Source organism: Actinoplanes regularis (assembly GCF_900188005.1).
Lineage (GTDB): Bacteria > Actinomycetota > Actinomycetes > Mycobacteriales > Micromonosporaceae > Actinoplanes > Actinoplanes regularis.
The window spans coordinates 136,592-157,711 of the sequence record NZ_FZNR01000018.1 but is presented as its reverse complement, the minus strand read 5'-3'; the positions used below and the strand labels follow the sequence as shown (position 1 = coordinate 157,711).

Here is a 21,120-nt window from a genome sequence, read left to right as displayed (position 1 = left end):
AGTTAGGAGACCGTATAGAGCCGAGGCGATGGTTCGCAAGGTCGAATTTCCATACGCGCCGGGCAACGGCGCGTTCAGGCGGCGCTCAACCGGCTAGTGCCTTGTCTTTGAACGTTGGCCGTGTAATCCGTCGGTTCTGACTGCGCTTCGGGCAGGCTGTCCCTCTCGCTCTTTGTGGGAGGTGGTGCCGGGTGGGCCGACGCCCGGAAGTATTTGTGCGGGCGCTGTCGATGCCCGAGGGCCAGCGGCTGCAGAAGATCACGCGGACCGCGAAGAACCCGGTCAAACTGCGCCGGGCGATCGTGGTGCTGATGTCGGCGCAGGGCCAGCCGGCGCCGGACATCGCGTACCTGCTCAAGGCCACCGAGGACTACGTCCGCGACGTGATCCACGCGTTCAACGAGCGGGGGTTCGACGCCCTGGACCCAAAATGGAGAGGGGGCACACCGAACAGGATCAGTGAGCAGACCCGCGACTGGATCTGCGTGATCGCCCGGTGTGACCCCCGTTTCCTGGGCCGGCCCTTCTCATGCTGGTCGCTGTCGAAGCTGCGTGACTACCTGATCGAGACTGGCCAGGTGGAGACGATCAGCGTTGAGACCGTCCGCCGGATCCTGCACGAGCGCGGCGTCACCTGGCAGGCGTCGAAGACGTGGAAAGCCAGCAACGACCCGGACTTCACCACCAAGATGCGCCGGATCCTCGATCTCTACGACCATCCGCCGTCCGGCGGCCGGGTCATCTGCGTCGACGAGTTCGGACCACTGAACCTGCAGCCACGGCTGGGTAAGGCCTGGAAACCGCAAGGCCGGCCGGTCCGGCTGCGGGCGACCTACCGCCGTGACCAGGGTGTCCGGCACATGATCGCCAGCCTCGACCTGGCCACCGGGAAGATCCATTACCGGATCCGGGACCGGAAGCGCTCGGGCGAGTTCCTCGCCTTCTTCAAGAGCCTGCGCCGCCGCTGGCCGGCACAGACGCTACATCTGATCCTGGACAACTTCTCTGCGTACAAGCACCCCACCGTCCGCGCCTGGTGCCAGGCCAACCAGATCGAGTTGGTCTTCCTGCCGACCTACAGCTCCTGGCTGAACTGGATCGAAGCCGAGTTCGCCGCGCTGCGCTACTTCGCCCTCAACGGCACCGACCACCGCTCACATGCCGAGCAAGACACCGCGATCGGTAACTACATCCGCTGGCACAACCAGCGCGCCCGACCCAAGACCGGATACGCGACCAACTCCAAGATCCGCCACCCGGATTACCCGTTCAAGGCCGCATGACGAGGCACTAGACATTGTCCTGCCGGAACTCTGACACCTACCCGGCGAACCGGTCCGGCCGCGGTGCCGGCACCCGGACTCAGCCTCGGACTTCGGCCGTGATCACGAATGGCGACTGCTGTACTAGCCAAGCGTTCTGCACTGATTCGGTCACACTGACATGGTTCTCGATCCCGGCGATATCCGGCGCCGTTCCGCTTCCAAAGCAGTGGAACAGACGGCTTCACGCCTCTTGGATGGCTGAGTTCACCGACGGAGCGCCCAGCTAGCTCCGCGCGTCCCACACCCAACCGGGCACCTTCTCCACCTGTGCCGCCCGGTCGGCGCTGAGCTGCCCGCGCCGGCGGCCGCTACGCTGGTTGCCGACCCAGTTGCCGAGCTTGAAGCCGTCGGCGGTCACGCAGTCCAGAGGTACTCGGGCGTGCCCGTGCTCGTCGGCGTAGGCGCGCAGCTTCTCCAGGCCCTCGGCGAAACTTCGCCTCCTGCGCGTCCCACACCCAACCGGGCAGCGCCTCCATACCCAGACCGGGATGTGCTCGGACAGCCCGCAGTGGGAGAAGCCCGCCCACCGTACGGGTGGTGGGCGCGAAGCGCGTTTCCGGACCCCGATCTGCCGCCCGGTGAGATCATGAGCGGATGGCATTGCCCCTGCGCGTCACCGTCACGCCGGATCATGCGACGGTGGCACCGGGCGATGCGCTGACGTTCGAGATTTCGGTTCGCAACGCCAGCGACATCGTCGAGCACTACACCGTTGGCGTGCTCGGCCTGCCGGACGGCGCGAGCGCGCACACCGAGCCGGACCTGGTGAAGCTGCGGCCGGGCGAGACCGCCGGGCTGACCGTACGGATCACCGTCCCCGACCGGCCACCGGCGCCGGCCGGCCGGTACGTGCTAGGCGTCCTGGCCAAGTCGAAGTACCGCGACGACGTGTCCCACTGCGTGGAACTGCCGGTCGAGGTGACCGTCGTCAAGGGGATCACCGTGACGACGGCGCCGGAGATCGCCCTGGGCGGCGTCTCGGCGACCTTCATGGTGGACATCGCAAACGTCGGCAACAGCATGCTCCAGCTGCGGTTGACCGCGACCGACCCGGAACGCCGGGTGAGCACCCGGTTCGAACCGGACACGGTGCAGTTGGTTCCCGGGGCCAGAACGCAGTCGCTGCTGACCGTGCGGGCGCCAGTGCCGTGGAACCAGGAGAAGAATCAGCGCCTCACCATCGAGGCGGCGGCGGCCGATCCGGGCGGCGGGTCGCCGGTCGTGATGGGGCAGGGTCACGCGGCCTTCGTGCAGGAGCCCCGGATCGCGGCCAAGCTGACTCGACCCCTCGGCGTCGCCGCCGCCGTGCTGCTGACCGCCGCGGCGATCGCCATCCCGGCACTGATCAATGAGCGCGGCGACGACGAGAAGCCGTCGACGGGCGCGGCGACCGGTACGCCGGCAACGAGCTCCGCCTCGGTGTCCCCGTCGAGCGGCGAGCCCTCGACCGTGCCCGAGGTACTGCCCCCGCCACCCGGGGAGGCCACCGGCAGCGCGACGGGGCTGCGACCCGTCGACCTGACCGCACCGGGCGGCCTCGCGGCAACCGGCGTATTGGACCCGGAAGCGTTCCGCAGCGAGGGACTGCTGGCCGGCGCCGAACCCGGCGCGGGGGCCGTGGCCGCCGGCTGCGGGGAGGCGCGTTCGGTCGCCGTAGTGGACATTGGTGGGCTGCCGGCGCTGGTGCCGTCGAAGCGGGAGAACGTTTCGGCCTGCAACGACGTACCGATGAAGTTGGATTTTGTGCCGGGGCCGGCATCGTGGCTGGCGGTGTCGCCGGTCGTGCCGGGCGCGCTGACTATGCAGGTGGTCTGTAAGGATGGGACGGAAGGCGTCAATCCCAACTTGATCGCCACCGCCGACCAGGTTCCGTGTGACGGCATCGACTACGTCCTGCTCCGGCCGGTGACAGCCGGGAACCCGGTCGCGGTACGCAGGATCGACTACACCCTGCCCAGCTGATCACAGCTGGTGTTCGAAAGTCACGTCGGTCACAGCCAGATCGGTGAAGGTCTTGCCCGGATAGGTCTTCTCGACCGTCAGCGTCACCCAGGAAGTTGTGACCGCCTTCAGCGGCAGCGACTGCGGTTGGGAAGTGTCCTGCAGGTCCCACGTCTCGGCGACGCCGGTGTTAGTGGTGATCAGTACCCGTTGGAGCCGCTCGTTGTTGAGGTACGCCTTGTCGTTCACCGCGGCGCCGTTGGTCACGGTGATCTCAGTCAGCTTGACCGCCGGAGTGAACCGGAACGTCAGCGTCACCCCGACGTTGCCGGTCACCTGCTCGCCGTCGGTCTGCCACATGGTCTCCGTCTTGCCGTCGAGCACGTTCTTCGCCACCATCTTGTGGTCCCGGCTGACGCTGGACGCCTTGACGCTGATATGCGCCGCGGCCACCGGCACCGGGTCTTTCTTCCCGAACACGAAGTAGGAACCTGTCGCGAGCAAAGCCAGTACTACGGCCCCGCACAGCGCCCACAACCAGGTGGGCAGCCGGCGGCGGCCGTGCAGTGTGGCGGTCGGCGGCGGTAGCACCACCGCGACCGGCCAGGTGCCGCGCAGCTCCATCCCGCAGCGCTCGCACCGGACCCGCTCCGGCTCGTTGCCATTCCCGCACTGGGGACAGTCGAGCCGCCCGGCGGCCGGCGCCGCCTCGCCGAGCTCCGGCGCCAGACGAGCCGGCGGTGAGGGGGCTGGCTCCGGGAGAGCTGGCGGCATGACAATGGTGGCGTCGTCGGGGACGCCGGGGGCCCGCGGCGCCGACCGGGCGTCGTCGTCGGGGGGCTCCCGTAGGAACATCAGCGGGTAGCCGCAGTGCGGGCAGAGCTGTTCGACGTCCGGCTGGACCGAGGATCCGCAGTCCGGGCAGGACACTGTGCGGTCAGCCATCCCGGCCCCCGTCCGTGATCTCGAGGCGCAGCCGTGCGCCCAGCGGCAGTTCGCCCTGAAGAAAGCCGATGACCTGACGCTCGTCCAGGTGGCCGGTGTGCTGCAGGTGCACTACGACCTCCGGGTCGGCCAGGGGGACCGGATCGTTGCGGCCGAAGATCCCGCCGCCGTCGGTGACCGTGACCGGCGAGCCCGTGGCGGCGGCCAGCAACGACTCCATCCCGTGCCGGGTGCCGCGCCAGCCGAGCAGCCGGCCCACCTCGCCGACCAGCATGCGCTGGTAGTCCAGCGGATCGGTCGGCTCAAGCTCGACACCCAGCCAGGACGCCAGGAAGTGCAGCATCTCCGATACCGCCAGGCCCGCGTCGACCTGATGCTCGATGCTGTCGACCCGGTCCACGACGGTGTCCGCCACCTGCTCGAACGCGGACACGAAGCCGCGCAGCACCGGGTCGCCCGACATCGCCCGGGGGAGCTGGTCCACCAGCCAGCCAGCGCTCACTGCTGCACCACCACCCGGTGCTCGTACGACATGAACAGCGTCCCTGGTTGCAGCCGCAGTCGCTGGTCGACCTGGTCAAGGGTCCGTCCGCGGCGCAGGTCAGCGGAGAAGAAGTGCACCGCCTCGACTCCCTGCACTCCGAACGAGCTGTGCAGTACGCCGTACACGTCGCCGAGGCGCAGGTCGGCGCCGAACGGCCAGCCCTGACCGGTGGGGCCGCCGACGAGTGGGTTGATGTACTGGTAGAGCGCGCGCTCTGCCTGCTCCCGGACGGTCTCGACGCGTACCCCGGGCCCGGCGCGTACCTCGGCGGCGACCTTGACGCCCTGATACCGGGGCGTCTCGATGCGCAGGCGCATGGACAGCAGCCGGCGGGGCTCCAGGTACGCCTTGATCTGCTCCTCCAACTCGTCGGTGACCGCGAGATCGTCCAGGGTGAGGTCCTCCGGGCGCTTGTCCAGGTAGGGCACGACCAACAGCCGAGCCGGCTCACCGGGACTGTCCGGCGGCAGGCAGCGGGCCCGAGCGACGCTCTGGGCGGCGTCCAGGGTGAGCCGCTCGACGTCCTCGGCGGTCACCGCGCGCCGGCCGCCGCGCAGCAGCATCGGACCGCGGACCTTGGCGTTCTCCACCGTCTCCGGGTCGACGCCGCCGCCGCTCGGGTCCAGGTTGGTAACCGCGGCGACAAACGGGATCGACGTGTGCAACACGGTGAGCCGGTGCGCGGCGACGTTGCCGCGGCGGCCGCCGCCGTACCGGTAACCGGTGACCGAGATCTGCGCCCCGATCGGCGGAACCGCGCCGTGCTGCCGGACCAGACCCTGCCGGTCCAGCACGCGCGGGCCGAACCGGATCTCGCCGGTGGCGCCGGACCAGGTGTAGACGTGGTCGGCCTCGGTCGCCTCGGCGAAGTCGGCGACCTCCGTCCACGGCTGGCCCTCCGGCTCGCCGGCGCCTTCATACCGGGGTGGCACCACGCGCACCGACTCGTGCGGGCGGCGCGGCAGCACCGGCACCCGGCCGACCTGAAACGTCTGCCCCGGCCGGCCGTCACTGGTGCCGAGCCGCTCGGCGGGCGCCGGTTCGGCGTGGTGCGCCCGGGCGACCCCGCCGAGCGCGACCGCGGTCAGCGACTCCAGAACCGGCGAGTTGGTGTATCCGGGCTGATCCTGCTCGGGTGTGGTGAGCCGGCAGCGGATCCAGTGGGCCCGCTGGGCGGCCAGGGCTAGAGCCTCGTGCCGCTGCGGCAGCAGCAAGGTCACCTGACCGGTGCTGTTGAAGCCGGCGCTGGTGTCGGCGAGGATCCGGACCGGCTGCCACTGAGTGCCGTCCCAGGCATCCCAGGCGCGCGGCGGGTGGCGGGGGTCGATGCCCGCGCCCTCCGGTCCGGTGGTGACGTCGAGGCGGATCAGGTTACCGGCCGCCGAGTCGGCCAAACCGAAGTAGACCGCCGTGCCGATGTCCAGCAGCGGGAAGATCGGGATGGACGTGGCGTTGCGCCGCAGGTCGTCCCAGTGGTCGCTGTACCGGGTGCCGTCGTGGACCAGGCACGCCGTCAACCGGGGTGGGACGACCCGGAGGTCCTCGTCAGTCATGAAGACGACCGGCGCCTCGTCGTCGCCGCGTTCCGTGCTGACCTGCGTGCCGGCCGGTACCCGGACCGGGGTGTCGCGGGGCCCCGTCAGCGTGAACAGCAACTCGGCCCGGGCCGGCACCGCGGAGAACAACTCCACCCCGACCAGTTCTAGGAACTTTATGTACAGCCGGTCGGGGACCTGGTTGAGCCGGTACAGCGTCATCTCGGTCATCCAGGCGAACAGCTCGACCAGCGCGATGCCCGGGTCGGACACGTTGTGGTCGGTCCAGTCCGGGCAGATCCGGTGGATGCGGCGCTTTGCGTCGTCGACGATGTCCTGGAACCTCCGGTCGTCGAGATTCGGTGCGGGCAGGCTCATGGCGACGGCTCTTCCGTGGGGATTGTGTAGAAGGGGAATACCAGGTTCCGGACGTCGTTGGTGGTGCGGATCCGGTACGACAGCTCGATCAGCACCGTGCCGGTGTCCGCGTCCCCGGTGGCGAGCACCCGCTCCAGCACGGCCCGCGGCTCCCACCGGTGGACGGCCTCCCGGACGGCCTGCTCGACCATGCCGAGCGTGCTCGCCGTGATCGGCGCGAAGACCAGCTCCCACATCCGGCAGCCGAAGTCCGGGCGCATCACCCGTTCTCCGGGGACCGTGGACAGGATCATCCGGAGCGCCGCGTCGATGTCGTCGCCACCGCCGAACAGTCGCACCGAGCCGGTCCGGGAGATCGCCGCAGGGAAGCCCCAGCCGCGGCCGACGAAATCCACGGCTCAGCCCACCAGCACGTCGGCGCTGCCGGCAGCGATCGTGCCGTTCGGCAGGTCGGCCGGGTCGTTGCAGGTGAGCACCGGGTCGCCGAGCCGGGCCACGCCCTTGCCGTTGACCAGGACGGTCGTGGAACCGGCAAGCACCCGGCCCTGGTTGGTGGGCGGCCGGGAGAACGGGCCGGCGGCCGGGACGTGCGGCGGCAGGTTGTGCGCGACACTGCCGATGGTCGCCACCGGCAGCCCGTCAACGAGCACGTCGGCGCTGAGCCCGGCGAGCAGCCGGCCGGTGAACGGCATCGGCGTCGGCGTCGGCACCGGCCCACCGGGGGAGGGCACGAGCAGGATGTGTACGTCGGTACCCGTCACCGGGTCGTTCTGCCGCGCGGCGGGCGCGCCCATCGGCGTACTCCTCTAGTTCAACTTGATCGGCTTGCCGGCCGCGGTCAGCGGCCCGGATGCGGAGATGTCGACGGTCGCGCCCGCGAGGGTGAGCTTGGACTTCGCCCGGATCTCGATCTGGTTCGCGCTGATCACCAGTTTCTGCTCGCCGGCCAGCGACGACTCGGACTTCTCCAGGTGCAGTTCGCACGACGTCGCGCCGAGCGATAGCGACACGGCCGGCACCGAGCCGTCGCGGAACGTCAGGCGGGAGTCGATCCGGCTGGCCAGCACCCGGGACTCGACCTTGCCGCCGGACGAGGCGCCGACCTCGGGCGGGTCGTCCCGCCGGCTCCACAGGCCGCCCAGCACGACCGGCCGGGTCAGGTCGTTCAATTCGAAGCCGACCAGCACCTCGTCGTCCACCTCGGGCACCCACTGCAGGCCGCGCCGTCGGCCACCGCCGGGTACGGCGAGGCGCGCCCACGTGCTCTCGTCCTCCGCGGACAGGGTGGGGAAGGTGACCCGGACCCGGCCCAGCTTCTCTGGGTCGTCGTTGTTGGTGACCACCCCGACCACCAGCCCGCCCCAGCCGGTGGGAGCCGCGCCGACCAGGTCGGCGAGGCCGGCGGGTTCCTTGCCGCCGCAGACGAACCGGGTCACGTACGGACGGCCGGCGGTGTACAGGTGCTCGACGCTGGTGACCCGGTAGCTGCCGGTCAGCCGCGAGCCGACCTGTTCCAGGCGGACCCGGCCGCCTGCTCCGAGCAGCGGCTCGCCGGCCGCCTCGCCGCGCAGCACCACCTCCTCGCCGGAGGCGCGCAGCAGCAGCGCGGTGGCCAGCGCGTCGGCCTGCGCCTGGTCCGGCACCGGGAACTGGCCGGCCGAGCGCTTCACCCGGCCGAACGCGTACCGGGCAGCATCGGCCATCTGCCGGGCCGCGGGTGCGTCGGTGCCCGGGTCAGTCTCGGTGCAGCGACCGCTCACCGATTGCTTGCCGATCGGGTCCCAGCTGCGGATCTGCACCTCGTCGCAGCGCTCCGCCGCGGAGAACCGGACGGTGAACCGGTGCAGGTTGTGCCCCCAGCGCAGCGGCGGCGGGGTGCTAGCGCCGCGGGGTATCCGCTTGAAGTGGAACGTCCGGCCGGTGATCCAGAAGTCGAAGCCGATCCGGCCGGCCCGCCGGCGCAGGAACGCGTAGTCGGTCTCGCCGGCCTGCAGCACGTAGTCGTGCACCGCCGAAGTGGCGTCGACGTCGGCGTCCAGGCCGTACTCGCCGGCGATCCGGGTGGCCACGTCGGCGTCGGTGACCCGCTGGAAGGTACGCGACCGGGCCTCACGAGCCAGCCGGTGGGTGAGATCGAAACCGGTCAGCACCAGTTCGTGCCGGCCGGTGGCACCGGGCGTCACGGTGACCGCGGTGATCTCACCGGAGGTGACCACCACCGGGTCGCCCTCGGCCCGGAAGGCGATCTCCAGCTTGGTGCCGATGGTGAACGAACCCTGGTCGAAGATCTCAAAGTACGGGTCGTCGAGGTGCACCGCGAAGCTGTCCGGAAGGTGCACCGACTCGTCCACGCGAACCAGGATGACCCGCCGGTACAGCTCCGGTGGCAGCGGCCGCCCGTCGACGGTGAGCACGGTGCCGTCCAAGCGGCGCTTCGCGTCAGCCACGGCGCCGCACCGGGATTTCCGGGATGATCAGCAGGTCGCCCGGGGTCAGCGCGAGCGGGTCGACGATGCGGTTGGCCTCGGCGATCAGCCGCCACCGGGCCGGATCGGCGTAGTGCGCGGCGGCGATCCGGTCGAGGGTCTCGCCGTACGAGAGCCGGTGTACGGCGTGCACGCCCGGCGTGTGCGAGGTCGGGTTCTGCAGCTTCGGCTCGTCGGCGTCGGAGTACTGCCGCAGGGACATGTCGACTTTGGCCCGCAGGGGCGTGCCGTCGCTCGCGAAGTAGGTGAACTTGATCTGTAGCCGCTCGATGACCGCCCGGACCCAGTGCATCTTGCCCCAGTGCAGCTCCACCCAGGGCGGCCGTGCCATGTTGCTCTGCGGGTCGGAACCGGCCGCCTTCACGTCGACCTGCATCAGGGCGAGCAGCGCGTTGGTGTGCGTGGTCACCTCGGTGCCGGTGTCGGTGGTGTCGAGCGTGATGCTGAACGTAAGAGTCCCCGACTGGCCGGCCTGGAACCGCAGCTCCGGTGCGTTGCAGCCCTTGGTCCCAGGAGGCTGCCAGGAGTTCGATTTGCCGATGGTCAGCTCAGCCGGGTTGAACAGGAACCGGATCTCCGCACCGGTCTCCGACTTGAGCATCGCCTTGACGGGTGCGGTCATCAGAACACCCCCGCCCAGCGGCCGCCGCGACGCTCGATCTCCTGCAGCAGCCGATGCTCGACGATCTCCACGATCTGGTCCGGGTCGAGGCTGCCTGCCCGGCCGGGTGAACCCGTGCCGACCTGATCAGTTCCGGCCGGAGTGCTGCCCGGCCCGGTCGTGACCTCGTCGGTGGCGTTCGACGCCGGGTGCGTCCCGCCAGCAGCCGGACCACCGGCGATGGCGCCGAGTCCGCCGAAAGGAGCGCCGGATGTGCCGCCGGCAGCGTCGGCGAACGCGGAACCGGAGGCGCCCGGCTGGCTCGCGGTGGCCTCCAGGACGGCCGCGCGGGCGGCGCGGGTGGCGATGTCGGTGACGGTGCCGAGCCCGCCACCGTTGCCGACCGGCAGCCGGCCGACGATGCCGGCGCCCGTCGCCTGCCCGGTGGAGAGCGCTTGGCGTTCGTCGTCGTCGAGCATGCCGGAGGTGCTGGCGAGCAGGAAGCGCGGGCGGCGTACCGGGTTCCGGGTGTGGCTCAGCTCGTGCGCGACGACGGCGGCGTCGCCGTGCGTGACGGGCGGGCGGGTCAGGTGGATGACCCGGCCGGTGGTCGCGCCGAGCGCGCCGGCGGCGCGCAACGCCCGCCGGGTGGCCGGGCCGGTGGTGAAGCGGGGTGGCTCACCCCGCCCGACGACCGAGCGCGCAAGGCCGTGAAACGCCGCCGGCAACGGCTGCGGCGCCTCCAGCGGGCGGGTCGCCACCGCGGCCTCCCACCGGTCGCGCGGCGTCGGATCAGACCTCATGGGTAAAGCGGAATCGGCCAAGGTCGTGGACGCAGCCCCTGACCGGGTGGTCCGCCCGATGCCGGTGCGGGTGCCGAAGCGGATGCCGCCGCGGGTGGTCGGCTGAACCGTTCCAGGGCTGGGCGTGCCGCCGGGCGGGACCGGGCCGCCGGCCAGGACTCGCAGGTCAGCGGCGGGTCCGGGGGGATGCACGGTGGGGCCGGTCGCGAGCGGACGGACGAGCGGGCCGGCCGGGGTCGAGCGGGTCACTGTCGCCCGGACGAGGGCACCGCCGGCCCAGGTCGTGCTGGTCGCGTTGATCGGACGGGTCGTGTCAGTCGGACAGGCCGGGACGGTGCGGGTCGTCAGTGTCGTCCCGGCGTGCGGCCGGGGGTGCATCGCCGTCGTGACCGGACGGGCCGCGCTGCCCGGGAGCGCAACGGACCGGTGGAGGCGGTGGTGGGCCGGGAGCGTCGGCCGGGCCGAGGCGGCGCGTCGTCGCACCCCAGGGGGTGTGAGCCCGGCGGCGGCCGGGCGCCGCGCGGCGGAGGATGTGGCGGCCGGGCGGCGCGCGGTTGAAGGTGCGGCGGTCGCGCCCGGGCCGACGGCGAGAGCGCGGCCGGCCCGCGGCGCGCCGGTGGCGATGGCGGCCAGGCCGCTGCGACGCCATCGGTGCAGCAGCGACCAGGGCGGGCGTACCGGTAGGGACCCCGACAGGCCAACGGATGCCCGCAGGCCGGCGGCGCAGCGCGGTGGCGTGGCGCGGGGCAGGCGGTGCCGGCGGTCAGTCCCGGTGGGATCTGAAGCCACGGTGCATCACCTCCAATTCCTCGACCGCCAGCTCACGCGACGACGCGGCGAGCTTGGGCCCTGTCCACTTCACCGGGTGCGCTCCGGTGATCGTCCAGACTCGCAATTCCACGCCCTTCGCGTTCAGGACGCTGACCTTCGCGTCGCGTGGGATGAGCTTGTTGCCCGCCCGGGTGAAACCCTCGCCTGAGCACGTCAGCAGCCAGTCGAACAATGCGTCGGTCTCGGTCAGACCTCGCTTGAACACCAGGTTGGGCCACTTCATCCGGCCGAGCAGCCGGTGGGTGTACGCGTTCTGCCCGCCCTCGGCGAACTCCTCGACGTCGAGCTGCACCGACAGTCCGGCCACCTCGGTGAACCGTCCGATGTCGGTGCCCGCCACCTCCAGTTTGAAGCGGCCGACGAAGGGCGGGTCGATGATGCCGCGCCCGCTAACCATGCTGCACTCCCTGCCAGGCTCGTTCGTTCAGGCTGCCGACTTCGGTCAGCAGCCGGATGCGGTCCCCGTGTTCGAGATCCAGGAGCTGGTCGAAGCCCCAGTGCAAGTGGTACGCGAGAAAGGCGAGCTCCTGCCACAGCTCGTCGGGGGCGTACCGGCCTAACCCACCTCCGCCAATTCCCGCGGGAAAGGGACGCCCGGCTCCAGGGTGTCGAGCACGGTGGCGTCCTGGAAGTTGACGATGCGGTACAAGTCCTGCAGGTAGCCGAAGTCGCTGACGAACAGCGACTCGATGGTCTTGGGGGTGACCCGCTGCACGGTGCCGAGCTCGGTCACCACCCGGGACAGCACGATGACGGTGGCGTACGAATCATTCTCCTTGACCCGCGGGTCGCGCAGCGGCTCGATCTCGTCGCGGGCGTTCGCCAGCCGCATAGTCCCGGTCCGGTGCAGTGTCCCGCTGTCGTCCACGAAGCCCTTGGGCAGCGTGAAGGTGTACTCGGTGCGCAGACTCATGCTCGGTGCAGCCCCTCGTGCGTGATCGTGACCTTCTCGGTCGCGATCTCGTTGCCGCCCGCGTCGAGTTCGGAGCCGCTCCACTTGGAGACCCAGCCCCGCTCGAAGTTCCAGCGTGCGACCTCCTTCTTCTGCGAGTCCTTGATGACGATCGAGCCGTCCCGGCGGGCGCCGTCCACGTTGCCGTCCTCGACCTGCTTGCGCCAGTCCCACAGATACTTGGTGGCGTCGATCCGGCGCTCCAGGGTGATGTCGCTCCACTTCATCGCACCCGGCACCTTCCGGATGATCATCCGGCCGTCCTTGGTGGCCTCCTTGTACTCGATCGTCTCGGTCTCGCTCTCGAAGCCCGCACACTTGCGGAAGGTCGCCATCTCCACTCCGCCGATCTCCAGGACGAAGTTGAAGGTGGTCATCAGATCCGGCACAACGTGCTCCTTCTACTCGGTGGCGGCACCGCCGCCCTGCCACTGACTGATCCGAAAGATGACGAACTCGGCTGGCTTGACCGGGGCGATGCCGACCTCGACGATCAGCTTGCCCTCGTCCACCGAGGTGCTCGGGTTGTTGCTCTCGTCGCAGAGCACGTAGAACGCCTGCTCCGGGGTGGCGCCGACACAGGCGCCCTCGGTCCACAGGCCGCGCAGGAACGAGGTGATGTTGCGCTTCACCCGCTGCTGGAGGTCCATGTCGTTGGGCTCGAAGACGGCCCATTGGGTGCCGCGGCGGATCGACTCCTCGACGTAGTTGAACAGGCGCCGCACCGGTATGTACCGCCAGCTCGGATCGGATTTGGCGAGCGTCCGGGCCCCCCAGATCTTGGTGCCGTACGTGCCGAACGACCGGATGCAGTTGACCCCCTCCGGGTTGAGCAGGTCTTGCTCGCCGGTGGTCACGTCGAGTTCGAGCCGGGCGATGCCACGGACCGCCTCGTTCGCGGGGGCCTTCCAGACGCCGCGGGCGGCGTCGGTGCGCGCCCAGACACCGCACACGTGACCGGCGGCCGGCACGGTCAGGTTCAGCTCGCCGCCGGTCGCGCCGGCCCGCGCCAGCGGGTTCCCGACGACGACGTTCGGGTAGTAGAGCGCGGCGAACGCCGAGTCCCGGCCCAGCCGGGACCGCCACTCCAGCGCCCGGGTCGCGTTCAGCCCGGGCGGGGTGTCCAGCACCGCCATCCGGGTCCGGCTCGCCTCGCAGAAGTCGATGAGCTGCCGCTGCGCGCCGAGGAACATCTCCTCGTCCAGCGTGTCGTCCGTGCGGGTGGCGACGCTGACCAGATCCGGGACGGCGACCATGGTGACGTTGTCGGCGATCGCCAGGCCCTGGTAGCCGGTGCGGTCGAGTTCTGAGCCGGCCAGGTCGGCCACGGTCACCGTGGCCGCGCGCACTGGCGGGGCGGTCAGCGGGTACCGGCCGACGGCCGGCGCGCGCTCGGCGAGGTTCGCCCCCTGCAACGGCGGCACCTCGACCCGGACGAACGTGGAGCGCTCGTTGACGGCGCGTTCCAGGGTGCGCGGGCTGCGCCCGCTGAACTGCAGCCCGGGCAGCTCTTCGCGCAGGCTGCCGTCCTCGTACACGCGAAACGTCCAGTCGGTGCCGATCGCGCCACCCTCCTCGGCCGCGGCCGGCGCGACGACCTCCACCTCCAGGTTCTTGCCGGGCGCAAGGGCCGACAGGGTCAGGCCGTCGCCGCCCGCCTCCTCGGCCACCGGCAACGTCACCGTGCTCACCGCGGGCGCCGGCTCGGCGCCGGTCGGGATCCGGCAGATGTACGCGGCACCGCCGCCGTTCTCGAAAAAGCCCCGGACGGCGTGCGGCAGCATCGAGCCCGGCGCGAACGTGCCGTAGACCCGCTCGTACTGGGGCCAGCTGGTGACCAGTTGGGGCCGTACACCGGCCGGGTCGGTCGGGTCACCCTGAGCCGGGTCGTACCGCTCGGTAAACCCGACGAACGCCGCGATGGCGGTGCCCACGCCCTCGATGGGCATGGAGCCGCTCGGTCGTTCCTCGATGTAGACGCCAGGTGCTCCGTACGAAGCAGCCACGGGATGCCACCCTTCGCTGTCCAGCCGTTCCATCAACTCGGTGCCGCGGCCACCCGCAGAACGGGAAGTCGTCAGGGTTGTTCATATCGCCCACAACTTCGTATCTGCGATGAAATGGTGTCTTAGTCGCCCAGATTGCCTATCACTTGCCTATCGCGTCATCCGCGGAAGGAGCCCGGCCGCCGTGAAGCTGTCCACCCGCCAGGCGCCGCCGCAGGCCGCCCGCGAGCCGCACCGGCCCGCTCCGGCGGCGTCGGCTGTACCGGCCTGCCGGCACACCGGACCGACCGTCGGTAACGCGGCGATCCATCGGATGGTGCGCGACGGCGCGGTCCGCGGTGACCTGTCCCCCTTCTCGGCCGGTGGTGGGCGTGCCCTGCAACGGCTCTGCGGCCCGGGACGTCCGGTCGCCACGAGACTTACCGTCAGCCAGCCACACGACCCGGCTGAACGACAGGCCGAGGCGGTCGCCGCCCGGGTCACCTCGGGTGCGCCGGTGCCGGCGTTCACCGGCCGCGCGGCGGCGGTGTCGCGCGCGCCGGCTGCGGATGACCCCGGGGGTGACCTGCCCGCCGCGCTGAGCGGTGCGCTGCGCGATCCCGGACCGGGCGCTCCGCTGCCCGCAGCGGTCCGCGCCCAGGTCGAACCGCACCTCGGCGTCGACCTGTCAGCCGTGCGGGTGCACTCGGAGGAGCCGGCCGCGGCGGCCGCCGCCCAGCTCAGCGCCCGGGCGTTCACCACCGGTACGCACATCTACCTGGGCGCCGGTGAATCGGCGGACGACGTGGCACTGATCGCCCACGAGGCCACCCACGTCGCACAGCAGGCCGGCGGCACCGCGGCGGTCGGACCGCTCTACCGCGAAGGCGACGGCATCCTGCCCGACATCGTCCTCGGCGCGGTAACGGCCGGGGTCCGGGCGCTACCCGGGTACACCGTGCTCACCGTGGTCGCCGGCTACGACCCGATCGCGAACCGGACCGTCGACCGCAACTCGGAGAACGTGGTGCGCGGCGTGCTCGGACTGGTGCCGTTCGGCACCGCGGTCGCCGACAAGGTCATCGAACTGGACGTCGTCCAGCGGGCCGGCGCGCTCGTCGACGACGGGTTGACCGCTCACCGGCTGACCCGGGCCCGGATCCAGGGCGACCTGGACGGGGTCTGGGCCGACCTGTCGATCGTCAAGGGCATCGACGGCAACGTGGCCGTGATCGCCGGCCGGGTCGCGAAGCTGTACCAGGACGCCCTCGGCCTGGCCCGCGCGATCATCGACGCGGTCGTCCAGCTCGTCCGCGACGCCGCCGTCGGGCTGGCCGAGAAATACCTGGTCGGCAAGCCGGCCTGGGACCTCGCGAAGAAGGTGCTGCACCACGATCCGCTGCGCGGCACCGCGGTTGAGGCCACCCCGGTCGAGATCCTCGCCGACTTCCTCACGCTCATCGGCAAGGCCGACGCCGTCGCCCAGATGCGCGAACGCGGCACGCTGCAGAAGACCGCCGACTGGCTGGCCGCCCGGATCGATCGCTTCCGCGGCCTGATCACCCAGCTGGGCGCGCTGTTCGCGGCCGGCTGGGAGGCGATCCAGCCGCGGAACATCGCCGCCCTGCCGGACAACCTGAGCCGGCTCGCGGAGGAAGCGATCGGCCTGCTCCGTCAGGTCACGGCGTTCGGCACCGAGGTCATCGGGACCGTGCTCCAGCTGATCAAGGACGCGCTGCTGGGCTGGCTCAGCCAGCACGCCCACGCGGTACGGGGATTCCGGCTGCTGACCGTGGTGCTCGGCGAGAACCCGTTCACCAAGCAGGACGTCGCCCGCACCGCGGAGAACCTGATCGGCGGCTTCGTGGCGCTGCTGCCGGGCGGCGAACAGACATACCAGAAACTCGCCGAGGCCGGCGTGATCGCCGAGGCCGGGGCACAGGTGGAGACGGCCATGGGCCGCCTCGGGGTCACCCCTGAACTGATCGTCGAGACGTTCCGGGCGGTGTGGGACTCGCTCACCCTCGAGGATCTGCTCAACCCGATCGGCGCGTTCGCCCGGGTGCTGGAGCGCTTCGACGAGTCGCTCAGCAAGATCGTGGCGTTCGCCGGCGAAGTCGTCAAGATCGTCATCGCGCTGATCCTGAAGCTGATGGACTTCCCCAGCGAACTGCTCGGCAGCATCATCGCCAACGCGATGGCCGCGATCGAAGACATCAAACGCGACCCGGTGGCCTTCCTTCTCAACATGATCGCCGCCCTGAAGAGCGGCTTCCTGAACTTCCTGGACAAGGTCCTCGGCTATCTCCTGACCGGCCTGGCCGACTGGCTGTTCCGCGGTCTCGGCGCGCTCGGCATCAAGAAGCCGCCGGACCTGTCGTTCAAATCGATCCTCGAACTGGTGCTGCAGGTCCTCGACATCACCGCCGACAAACTCTGGACCAAGCTCGGCAAACATGTCGGCGAGGACGTGGTGGCGAAGATTCGCGCCGGCGTCGCGATGGCCGGTGAGGCGTTCGACTTCGTCAAGGACGTGCAGGAGAACGGCGTCGGGGCGATCTGGACCCATCTGGAGAGCCAGCTGGGCAACCTGTGGGACACGCTGCTGGACATGGCCGAGAACTGGATCGTCACCACGATCATCGAGAAGGCCACGGTCAAGCTGCTGTCGATGCTCGACCCGACCGGCATCATGGCGGTGATCAACTCGTCGATCGCGTTCTTCAACGCCGTGCAGTCGGTGATCGAGTACGTGCGGGAGATCCTGGCGATCGTCAGCGACTATGTGTCGACGCTGGCGGCGGTGGCGGCGGGCAACATCTCGGCGGGGGCGGCCAAGGTGGAGAAGGGGCTGGCGGCGGCGGTTCCGGTGGCGATCGGGTTCCTGGCAAATCAGGCGGGGTTGGGCAACGTGCCGAAGAAGCTGGTGGAGATGATCGGGGGGTTGCGGGAGCTGGTGGACCGGGCGCTGGATTGGTTGTTCGAGCAGGCGGTGCAACTCGGCAAGTCGGCCCTGGCGATGTTCGGATCAGCGCCGTCGGATGGACCGGAGGCCGCACCGCCGTTGGTCGTGGATCGGGGATTCGACGACGCGACCGAGCATCACAGGCTCACCTCGGACAATGGCGGGCGCAACCTTGTGGCGCACTCGGCGGTAATACCGATCAACACTATCCAGGACCAGGAGATCCAGGAACTTGCGACGCTCTACTACCACCAGGTCGACACCTATGATCGGCTTCGCGCGACGCCCGCCAGCACCGGCATCGAGCAGGCTCGCACGGATGTCAACGCCACTATCGACCTCATCATTCAGCGGCTGACGATTCTCGGTATCACTCTCGGTCCGGGCGCCGACTCGCCTGGCCTAGGCGAGGTGCGGCCCTACCGGGAGCAGACCACCCGAGTCCGCAAGTCTATGACGTGGAGCCTCGAGGCCGAGCACGTCGTGCCCAACGGTTACTTCAACGCGGTCCTCGAAGGGATGGGCATGGACCGCATCAACCGCGAGGGCGAGTATCAGCACATGTACACGGTGCTCATCTACGAGGGTGCGGCCAAGCTGAAGACCCGTGGGCCGAAAGGACCGGATGAGGGGGACACCAGCGTCATCGGCCAGCTCAAGACATGGGCCCGGCAGAAGCTGCATCAAATTCAGGCCGACGACACCAAGCTGAACGGCCCGGATCATGCGCCGGTGGGCGACTGGAAGATCGAGTTCAGCAAGTTCCGCGGCAAAATCATCGACCGCATCGAGGCCGTTGACGACCGCACCCTTGAGAAGATGCGGATCGAACAGCAGGCGAACGGCCACCTGCGGGGTCACCCGAAGGGCGACGCCTCGCTCATCGACACACTCGCACCCAACGTGAAAATGGCGAAGGATCAGCAGTTGGACATGTTCAATACTATCTTCGTCGACCGTCTCGACAAGCTGGCAGACAAGCTCAGTTCTCCGTGACGCGGACACTGACTGCCTCGACCGGTGGGCCGGCGGCTGCGCGCAGCGCGGCGTCGAGCGTCACCGTGATCACCAGATCCAGCCCTGGCTTCAGTTGCCCACCCAGCGCCGACCAGAAGTCCGAGCTCTCGCTGCCGTCCCCGCTCCGCAACCGCAACGACGGCAGCGGCCGCACCGCCGCGAACGCTCCTCGCAGATATTCCTCCGGAACCACTGGATGCAGCAGCAACGCCGCCAGCACGTCCCCGATCAGCGAGTGTTCGTCGCGGACCTCGCTGGTCCACGCCGTGACCAGGTACCGACAGTCGACCCGCGGAAGCGGATCACGCCTGAAGCGCTTGCCGTCCTCGCCCTCGACGAGCATCTCGCCGTAGTCACGTTCGGACAGGTTGGGGCGGATGTCCCAGAGGAACAGGTCCACCGTCGGCCGGGAGGACAGCGCCGCCGACCAATCGCCGTCCGGGGCCTCGAAGGCGATGTCCACGTCGCGGGCCGGCAGCGGCACCACCGCGCGCAGGAACGTCTCCAGCGTCTCATCGAGCAGGTGCAGCATCGGCTCCCCTGTTCACCAGGTCGAAGTAGCGCTCGAACTCCTTCTCGGTGCGCAGCCGCCCGAGTTTCTGGAACTCCCGTTTCACGCTCAGCACCGCGTGCCGCATGGTGATCGGCTGGTCCTCGGCCGCGGCCAGGAACGCCGCTCCGAGCGCGGCGTTGCTGATGATCCCGCCGGTGATCTTGAACTGGCGGGCCAAGAAGTCGAGGTCGAGGTCGGCGACCGGCGCGCTCGGCGGGAACGCCCGCGCCCAGATGGCCCGGCGCTCCGGTTCCTCGGGCGCGACGAACTCGACGGCCACCGAGATCCGCCGCAGGAACGCCGGGTCGATGTTGCGCTGCAGGTTGGTGGCGAGCACCACCAGGCCGTCGTACGTCTCCAGCCGTTGCAGCAGGTAGGCGACCTCGATGTTGGCGTACCGGTCATGGGCGTCGCTGACCTCGGAACGTTTGCCGAACAGTGCGTCCGCCTCGTCGAAGAACAGCACCAGGTCACCCGCGGCGGCCGCGCCGAAGATGCGTTCCAGGTTCTTCTCGGTCTCGCCGATGTACTTGCTGACCACCGCGGACAGGTCCACCTTGTACAGGTCCAGACCCAGGTCACCGGCGACCACCTCGGCGGCCAGCGTCTTGCCGGTGCCGGACGGGCCGGCGAACAGGGCGACCACGCCGACCGACGGCAGCGGGCTGAACCGCCACCGGCCGTACACGGTCTCCCGGCCGCGGTGCCGGGCTGCCAGCTCGCGCAGTTGAGCGACCTCGTCGTCCGGCAGAATCAGGTCGGGCCAGCCGCGGCGCGGCCGGATGCGGACCGCGACGCCGTCCAGGTGGCCGCCGGCCAGCCGTCGTACGGCCGGAGCGACCGGGCCGGAGCCGGCGGGGGCCACGCTCGCGACCAACCGCAGCTGTTCCCGGCTGAGCCGGTACGCGGGGTCCGGCTCCCGCCCGAGGACCCGTCGCCAGTCGTCGGCGTCGGCCTCGCCGTCGGCCACGTGGATCTCGGTCCACGGCCCCGCCGGTACGGTCTCCACCGGCAGCTCCCGTGCCGAGGAGAGAACCCAGCCGAGGTGGCCGGCGCTTTCGATCGCGTCCCGGCCAGCCGGTGGCAGCGGCGTGTCCGACTCCAGCACCACCGCGTACCCGCCGAGGGTGGCGTCCCGGACGACGGCGGCCCAGCCGGCCGGGGTGTCCGGGGGTGGGCAGATCAGCCGCCCGGTGCCCGGCCACCGGCCGTCGACGGCGCGTAGCCGGCTGGCCCGGTCACCGCCGTTGACCAGCAGCACGCCGGCGTCAGAGTGCCGGTCGCCAGCGCACCGAACGGTGCCCGGCGGCAGGCCCGGGTCGGGCGCGTCATCGCCGGTCAGGTGCCAGATCGTCCGGAGGTCAGGAGCGGCGACGCGGGCGCTCCACGGGCCAGTGCCGGTGATGTCGACCAGAGCGGCACGGCGCAGCGGAGCATCCGGCCGGCAGACCGGCGTGTCCACGATCCGTGCCAACGTTCCCAGGGTGAGCTGCGGCAGTTGCACGGAATCCTGCAGGTATCCGACCAGTCGCTGCCGGGCCGGGGACAGGTCCACCGCGACGAGCACGGCCAGCGCCTCGGCGTCGCCGGCGCCGAGCCAGCCGGTACGGGCTAGCGCGGCCAGCCGCGAGTCGCCGGCCAGGTACCGGGCCAGGTCGGCCCGGGCGTCCCGGATCTGCCCCGCGACGCTGTCCCGGACGGCGGCGACCCGGTCCGGGCCGGGCCCGTCCAGGCCGGGGAGCCCGGCGAGCAGCCCGTCCACCTCGTCGTCGCCGACGTACAGGCCGGCGAAGTCGCGGGGCGGGCGGCCCTCGGCCATTCGGCAGACCAGCGCCTCGCGTTGCAGCAAAAGGTCCGCGAGTCGCACCCACGGTTGTGCCGACATGGTGCCCCTACCCCCGATGCGGCCCTCGGTGACGTTCGGACAGGTCCCGACGATAGGTCGCCGGACCCCGTCAGGAGTCCGATTCGGAGATCAATGACCGGTATGACGGACACCGCGCCCGAGCGGCGCCTCGTGCCGTCTGTTGAACGTGTCGGCGTGCGTTGTGCCCGCAACCGCCAGCTGACCCCGCCAGTGGCACTGCGTCACACGCGAAGGGTGTTAATCCCCCGCCCCCTGGTCACGTCCGTTGGCCTGGAGCGTGATGCCGCAACCCATCCGCTCATCGGCTGCTTGTTTCATTGCTCTAGTACGGCAGCCGCCACTCGTGATCACGGCCGAAGTCCGAGGCTGAGTCCGGGTGCCGGCACCGCGGC

19 protein-coding genes are annotated in these 21,120 nt (G+C 70.3%); 3 read left to right on the top strand and 16 right to left on the bottom strand.

Annotation, left to right across the window (positions count from 1 at the left end):
• Nucleotides 1-191: 191 nt before the first annotated feature.
• Entirely contained in the window at nucleotides 192-1,283 is a 1,092-nt protein-coding gene (locus tag CHC09_RS34105) for an IS630 family transposase (protein ID WP_239138644.1), read from the top strand.
• Nucleotides 1,284-1,548: 265 nt separating this feature from the next.
• On the opposite strand, the gene CHC09_RS34100 is transcribed toward CHC09_RS34105, so the two are convergent.
• Nucleotides 1,549-1,926 carry a helicase associated domain-containing protein gene (locus tag CHC09_RS34100; RefSeq protein ID WP_089297379.1) on the bottom strand — a complete coding sequence of 126 codons (378 nt, stop codon included), beginning with the start codon at nucleotides 1,924-1,926 and terminating at the stop codon, nucleotides 1,549-1,551.
• Here CHC09_RS34100 and CHC09_RS34095 point away from each other — a divergent pair.
• Complete coding sequence (locus CHC09_RS34095; protein WP_143232760.1) at nucleotides 1,920-3,287, top strand: COG1470 family protein; 1,368 nt, start codon at nucleotides 1,920-1,922, stop codon at nucleotides 3,285-3,287. The genes CHC09_RS34100 and CHC09_RS34095 overlap by 7 nt on opposite strands.
• Here CHC09_RS34095 and CHC09_RS34090 read toward each other — a convergent pair whose 3' ends face one another.
• Genes CHC09_RS34090 through CHC09_RS48575 form a run of 13 tightly spaced genes read right to left on the bottom strand, consistent with a single transcriptional unit; the run spans nucleotide 3,288 to nucleotide 14,347 of the window.
• Nucleotides 3,288-4,211 (bottom strand): NADase-type glycan-binding domain-containing protein, encoded by a 924-nt coding sequence (locus tag CHC09_RS34090; protein WP_143232759.1) that lies wholly within the window; start codon nucleotides 4,209-4,211, stop codon nucleotides 3,288-3,290.
• Nucleotides 4,204-4,713, bottom strand: coding sequence for a phage tail protein (locus CHC09_RS34085; protein ID WP_089297376.1), 510 nt, complete (start codon nucleotides 4,711-4,713; stop codon nucleotides 4,204-4,206). The genes CHC09_RS34090 and CHC09_RS34085 overlap by 8 nt, the downstream gene beginning before the upstream one ends.
• Nucleotides 4,710-6,668: a putative baseplate assembly protein gene (locus CHC09_RS34080; RefSeq protein WP_089297375.1), complete on the bottom strand. Its 1,959-nt coding sequence runs from the start codon at nucleotides 6,666-6,668 to the stop codon at nucleotides 4,710-4,712. The genes CHC09_RS34085 and CHC09_RS34080 overlap by 4 nt, the downstream gene beginning before the upstream one ends.
• Nucleotides 6,665-7,063 (bottom strand): GPW/gp25 family protein, encoded by a 399-nt coding sequence (locus tag CHC09_RS34075; protein ID WP_089297374.1) that lies wholly within the window; start codon nucleotides 7,061-7,063, stop codon nucleotides 6,665-6,667. Before CHC09_RS34075 ends, CHC09_RS34080 begins: the two co-directional genes overlap by 4 nt.
• Nucleotides 7,064-7,066: 3 nt before the next feature.
• The gene (locus tag CHC09_RS34070) at nucleotides 7,067-7,462 is read right to left on the bottom strand and encodes a PAAR domain-containing protein (RefSeq protein ID WP_089297373.1); all 396 of its coding nucleotides are present in this window, start codon (nucleotides 7,460-7,462) and stop codon (nucleotides 7,067-7,069) included.
• A 12-nt stretch (nucleotides 7,463-7,474) separates the two neighbouring features.
• Entirely contained in the window at nucleotides 7,475-9,115 is a 1,641-nt protein-coding gene (locus tag CHC09_RS34065; protein WP_089297372.1) for a VgrG-related protein, read from the bottom strand.
• On the bottom strand, nucleotides 9,108-9,776 hold the full coding sequence (locus tag CHC09_RS34060; RefSeq protein ID WP_089297371.1) for a CIS tube protein: 669 nt from the start codon (nucleotides 9,774-9,776) through the stop codon (nucleotides 9,108-9,110). Before CHC09_RS34060 ends, CHC09_RS34065 begins: the two co-directional genes overlap by 8 nt.
• Nucleotides 9,776-11,347 (bottom strand): eCIS core domain-containing protein, encoded by a 1,572-nt coding sequence (locus CHC09_RS34055; RefSeq protein ID WP_143232758.1) that lies wholly within the window; start codon nucleotides 11,345-11,347, stop codon nucleotides 9,776-9,778. The genes CHC09_RS34060 and CHC09_RS34055 overlap by 1 nt, the downstream gene beginning before the upstream one ends.
• Nucleotides 11,322-11,786: a phage tail protein gene (locus tag CHC09_RS34050; protein WP_089297369.1), complete on the bottom strand. Its 465-nt coding sequence runs from the start codon at nucleotides 11,784-11,786 to the stop codon at nucleotides 11,322-11,324. Before CHC09_RS34050 ends, CHC09_RS34055 begins: the two co-directional genes overlap by 26 nt.
• The gene (locus CHC09_RS48895) at nucleotides 11,779-11,964 is read right to left on the bottom strand and encodes a DUF6760 family protein (protein ID WP_089297368.1); all 186 of its coding nucleotides are present in this window, start codon (nucleotides 11,962-11,964) and stop codon (nucleotides 11,779-11,781) included. The genes CHC09_RS34050 and CHC09_RS48895 overlap by 8 nt, the downstream gene beginning before the upstream one ends.
• Nucleotides 11,946-12,302: a hypothetical protein gene (locus CHC09_RS34040; protein WP_089297367.1), complete on the bottom strand. Its 357-nt coding sequence runs from the start codon at nucleotides 12,300-12,302 to the stop codon at nucleotides 11,946-11,948. The genes CHC09_RS48895 and CHC09_RS34040 overlap by 19 nt, the downstream gene beginning before the upstream one ends.
• Nucleotides 12,299-12,730: a phage tail protein gene (locus CHC09_RS34035; protein ID WP_239138643.1), complete on the bottom strand. Its 432-nt coding sequence runs from the start codon at nucleotides 12,728-12,730 to the stop codon at nucleotides 12,299-12,301. Before CHC09_RS34035 ends, CHC09_RS34040 begins: the two co-directional genes overlap by 4 nt.
• Nucleotides 12,731-12,742: 12 nt before the next feature.
• Complete coding sequence (locus tag CHC09_RS48575) at nucleotides 12,743-14,347, bottom strand: phage tail sheath family protein (RefSeq protein ID WP_089297366.1); 1,605 nt, start codon at nucleotides 14,345-14,347, stop codon at nucleotides 12,743-12,745.
• A gap of 184 nt (nucleotides 14,348-14,531) precedes the next feature.
• Between CHC09_RS48575 and CHC09_RS48570 the strand changes: the two genes are divergently transcribed.
• Nucleotides 14,532-18,287 carry an eCIS core domain-containing protein gene (locus CHC09_RS48570; RefSeq protein WP_179277403.1) on the top strand — a complete coding sequence of 1,252 codons (3,756 nt, stop codon included), beginning with the start codon at nucleotides 14,532-14,534 and terminating at the stop codon, nucleotides 18,285-18,287.
• Here the strand turns inward: CHC09_RS48570 and CHC09_RS34020 are convergent.
• On the bottom strand, nucleotides 18,274-18,840 hold the full coding sequence (locus CHC09_RS34020) for a Pvc16 family protein (protein ID WP_089297364.1): 567 nt from the start codon (nucleotides 18,838-18,840) through the stop codon (nucleotides 18,274-18,276). The two genes, CHC09_RS48570 and CHC09_RS34020, sit on opposite strands and share 14 nt — an antisense overlap.
• A complete protein-coding gene (locus CHC09_RS34015; RefSeq protein ID WP_089297363.1) occupies nucleotides 18,821-20,746 on the bottom strand; it encodes an ATP-binding protein in 1,926 nt (641 codons plus the stop codon). The genes CHC09_RS34020 and CHC09_RS34015 overlap by 20 nt, the downstream gene beginning before the upstream one ends.
• Between the last annotated feature and the right edge of the window lie 374 nt (nucleotides 20,747-21,120).

What these genes read in the sequence shown, in the direction of transcription:
- CHC09_RS34095 (WP_143232760.1), top strand. Translation starts at nt 1,920, where the DNA reads ATGGCATTGCCCCTGCGCGTCACCGTCACGCCGGATCATGCGACGGTG.
- CHC09_RS34100 (WP_089297379.1), bottom strand. Translation starts at nt 1,926, where the DNA reads ATGCCATCCGCTCATGATCTCACCGGGCGGCAGATCGGGGTCCGGAAA.
- CHC09_RS34090 (WP_143232759.1), bottom strand. Translation starts at nt 4,211, where the DNA reads ATGGCTGACCGCACAGTGTCCTGCCCGGACTGCGGATCCTCGGTCCAG.
- CHC09_RS34080 (WP_089297375.1), bottom strand. Translation starts at nt 6,668, where the DNA reads ATGAGCCTGCCCGCACCGAATCTCGACGACCGGAGGTTCCAGGACATC.
- CHC09_RS34070 (WP_089297373.1), bottom strand. Translation starts at nt 7,462, where the DNA reads ATGGGCGCGCCCGCCGCGCGGCAGAACGACCCGGTGACGGGTACCGAC.
- CHC09_RS34060 (WP_089297371.1), bottom strand. Translation starts at nt 9,776, where the DNA reads ATGACCGCACCCGTCAAGGCGATGCTCAAGTCGGAGACCGGTGCGGAG.
- CHC09_RS34050 (WP_089297369.1), bottom strand. Translation starts at nt 11,786, where the DNA reads ATGGTTAGCGGGCGCGGCATCATCGACCCGCCCTTCGTCGGCCGCTTC.
- CHC09_RS34040 (WP_089297367.1), bottom strand. Translation starts at nt 12,302, where the DNA reads ATGAGTCTGCGCACCGAGTACACCTTCACGCTGCCCAAGGGCTTCGTG.
- CHC09_RS34020 (WP_089297364.1), bottom strand. Translation starts at nt 18,840, where the DNA reads ATGCTGCACCTGCTCGATGAGACGCTGGAGACGTTCCTGCGCGCGGTG.
- CHC09_RS34015 (WP_089297363.1), bottom strand. Translation starts at nt 20,746, where the DNA reads ATGTCGGCACAACCGTGGGTGCGACTCGCGGACCTTTTGCTGCAACGC.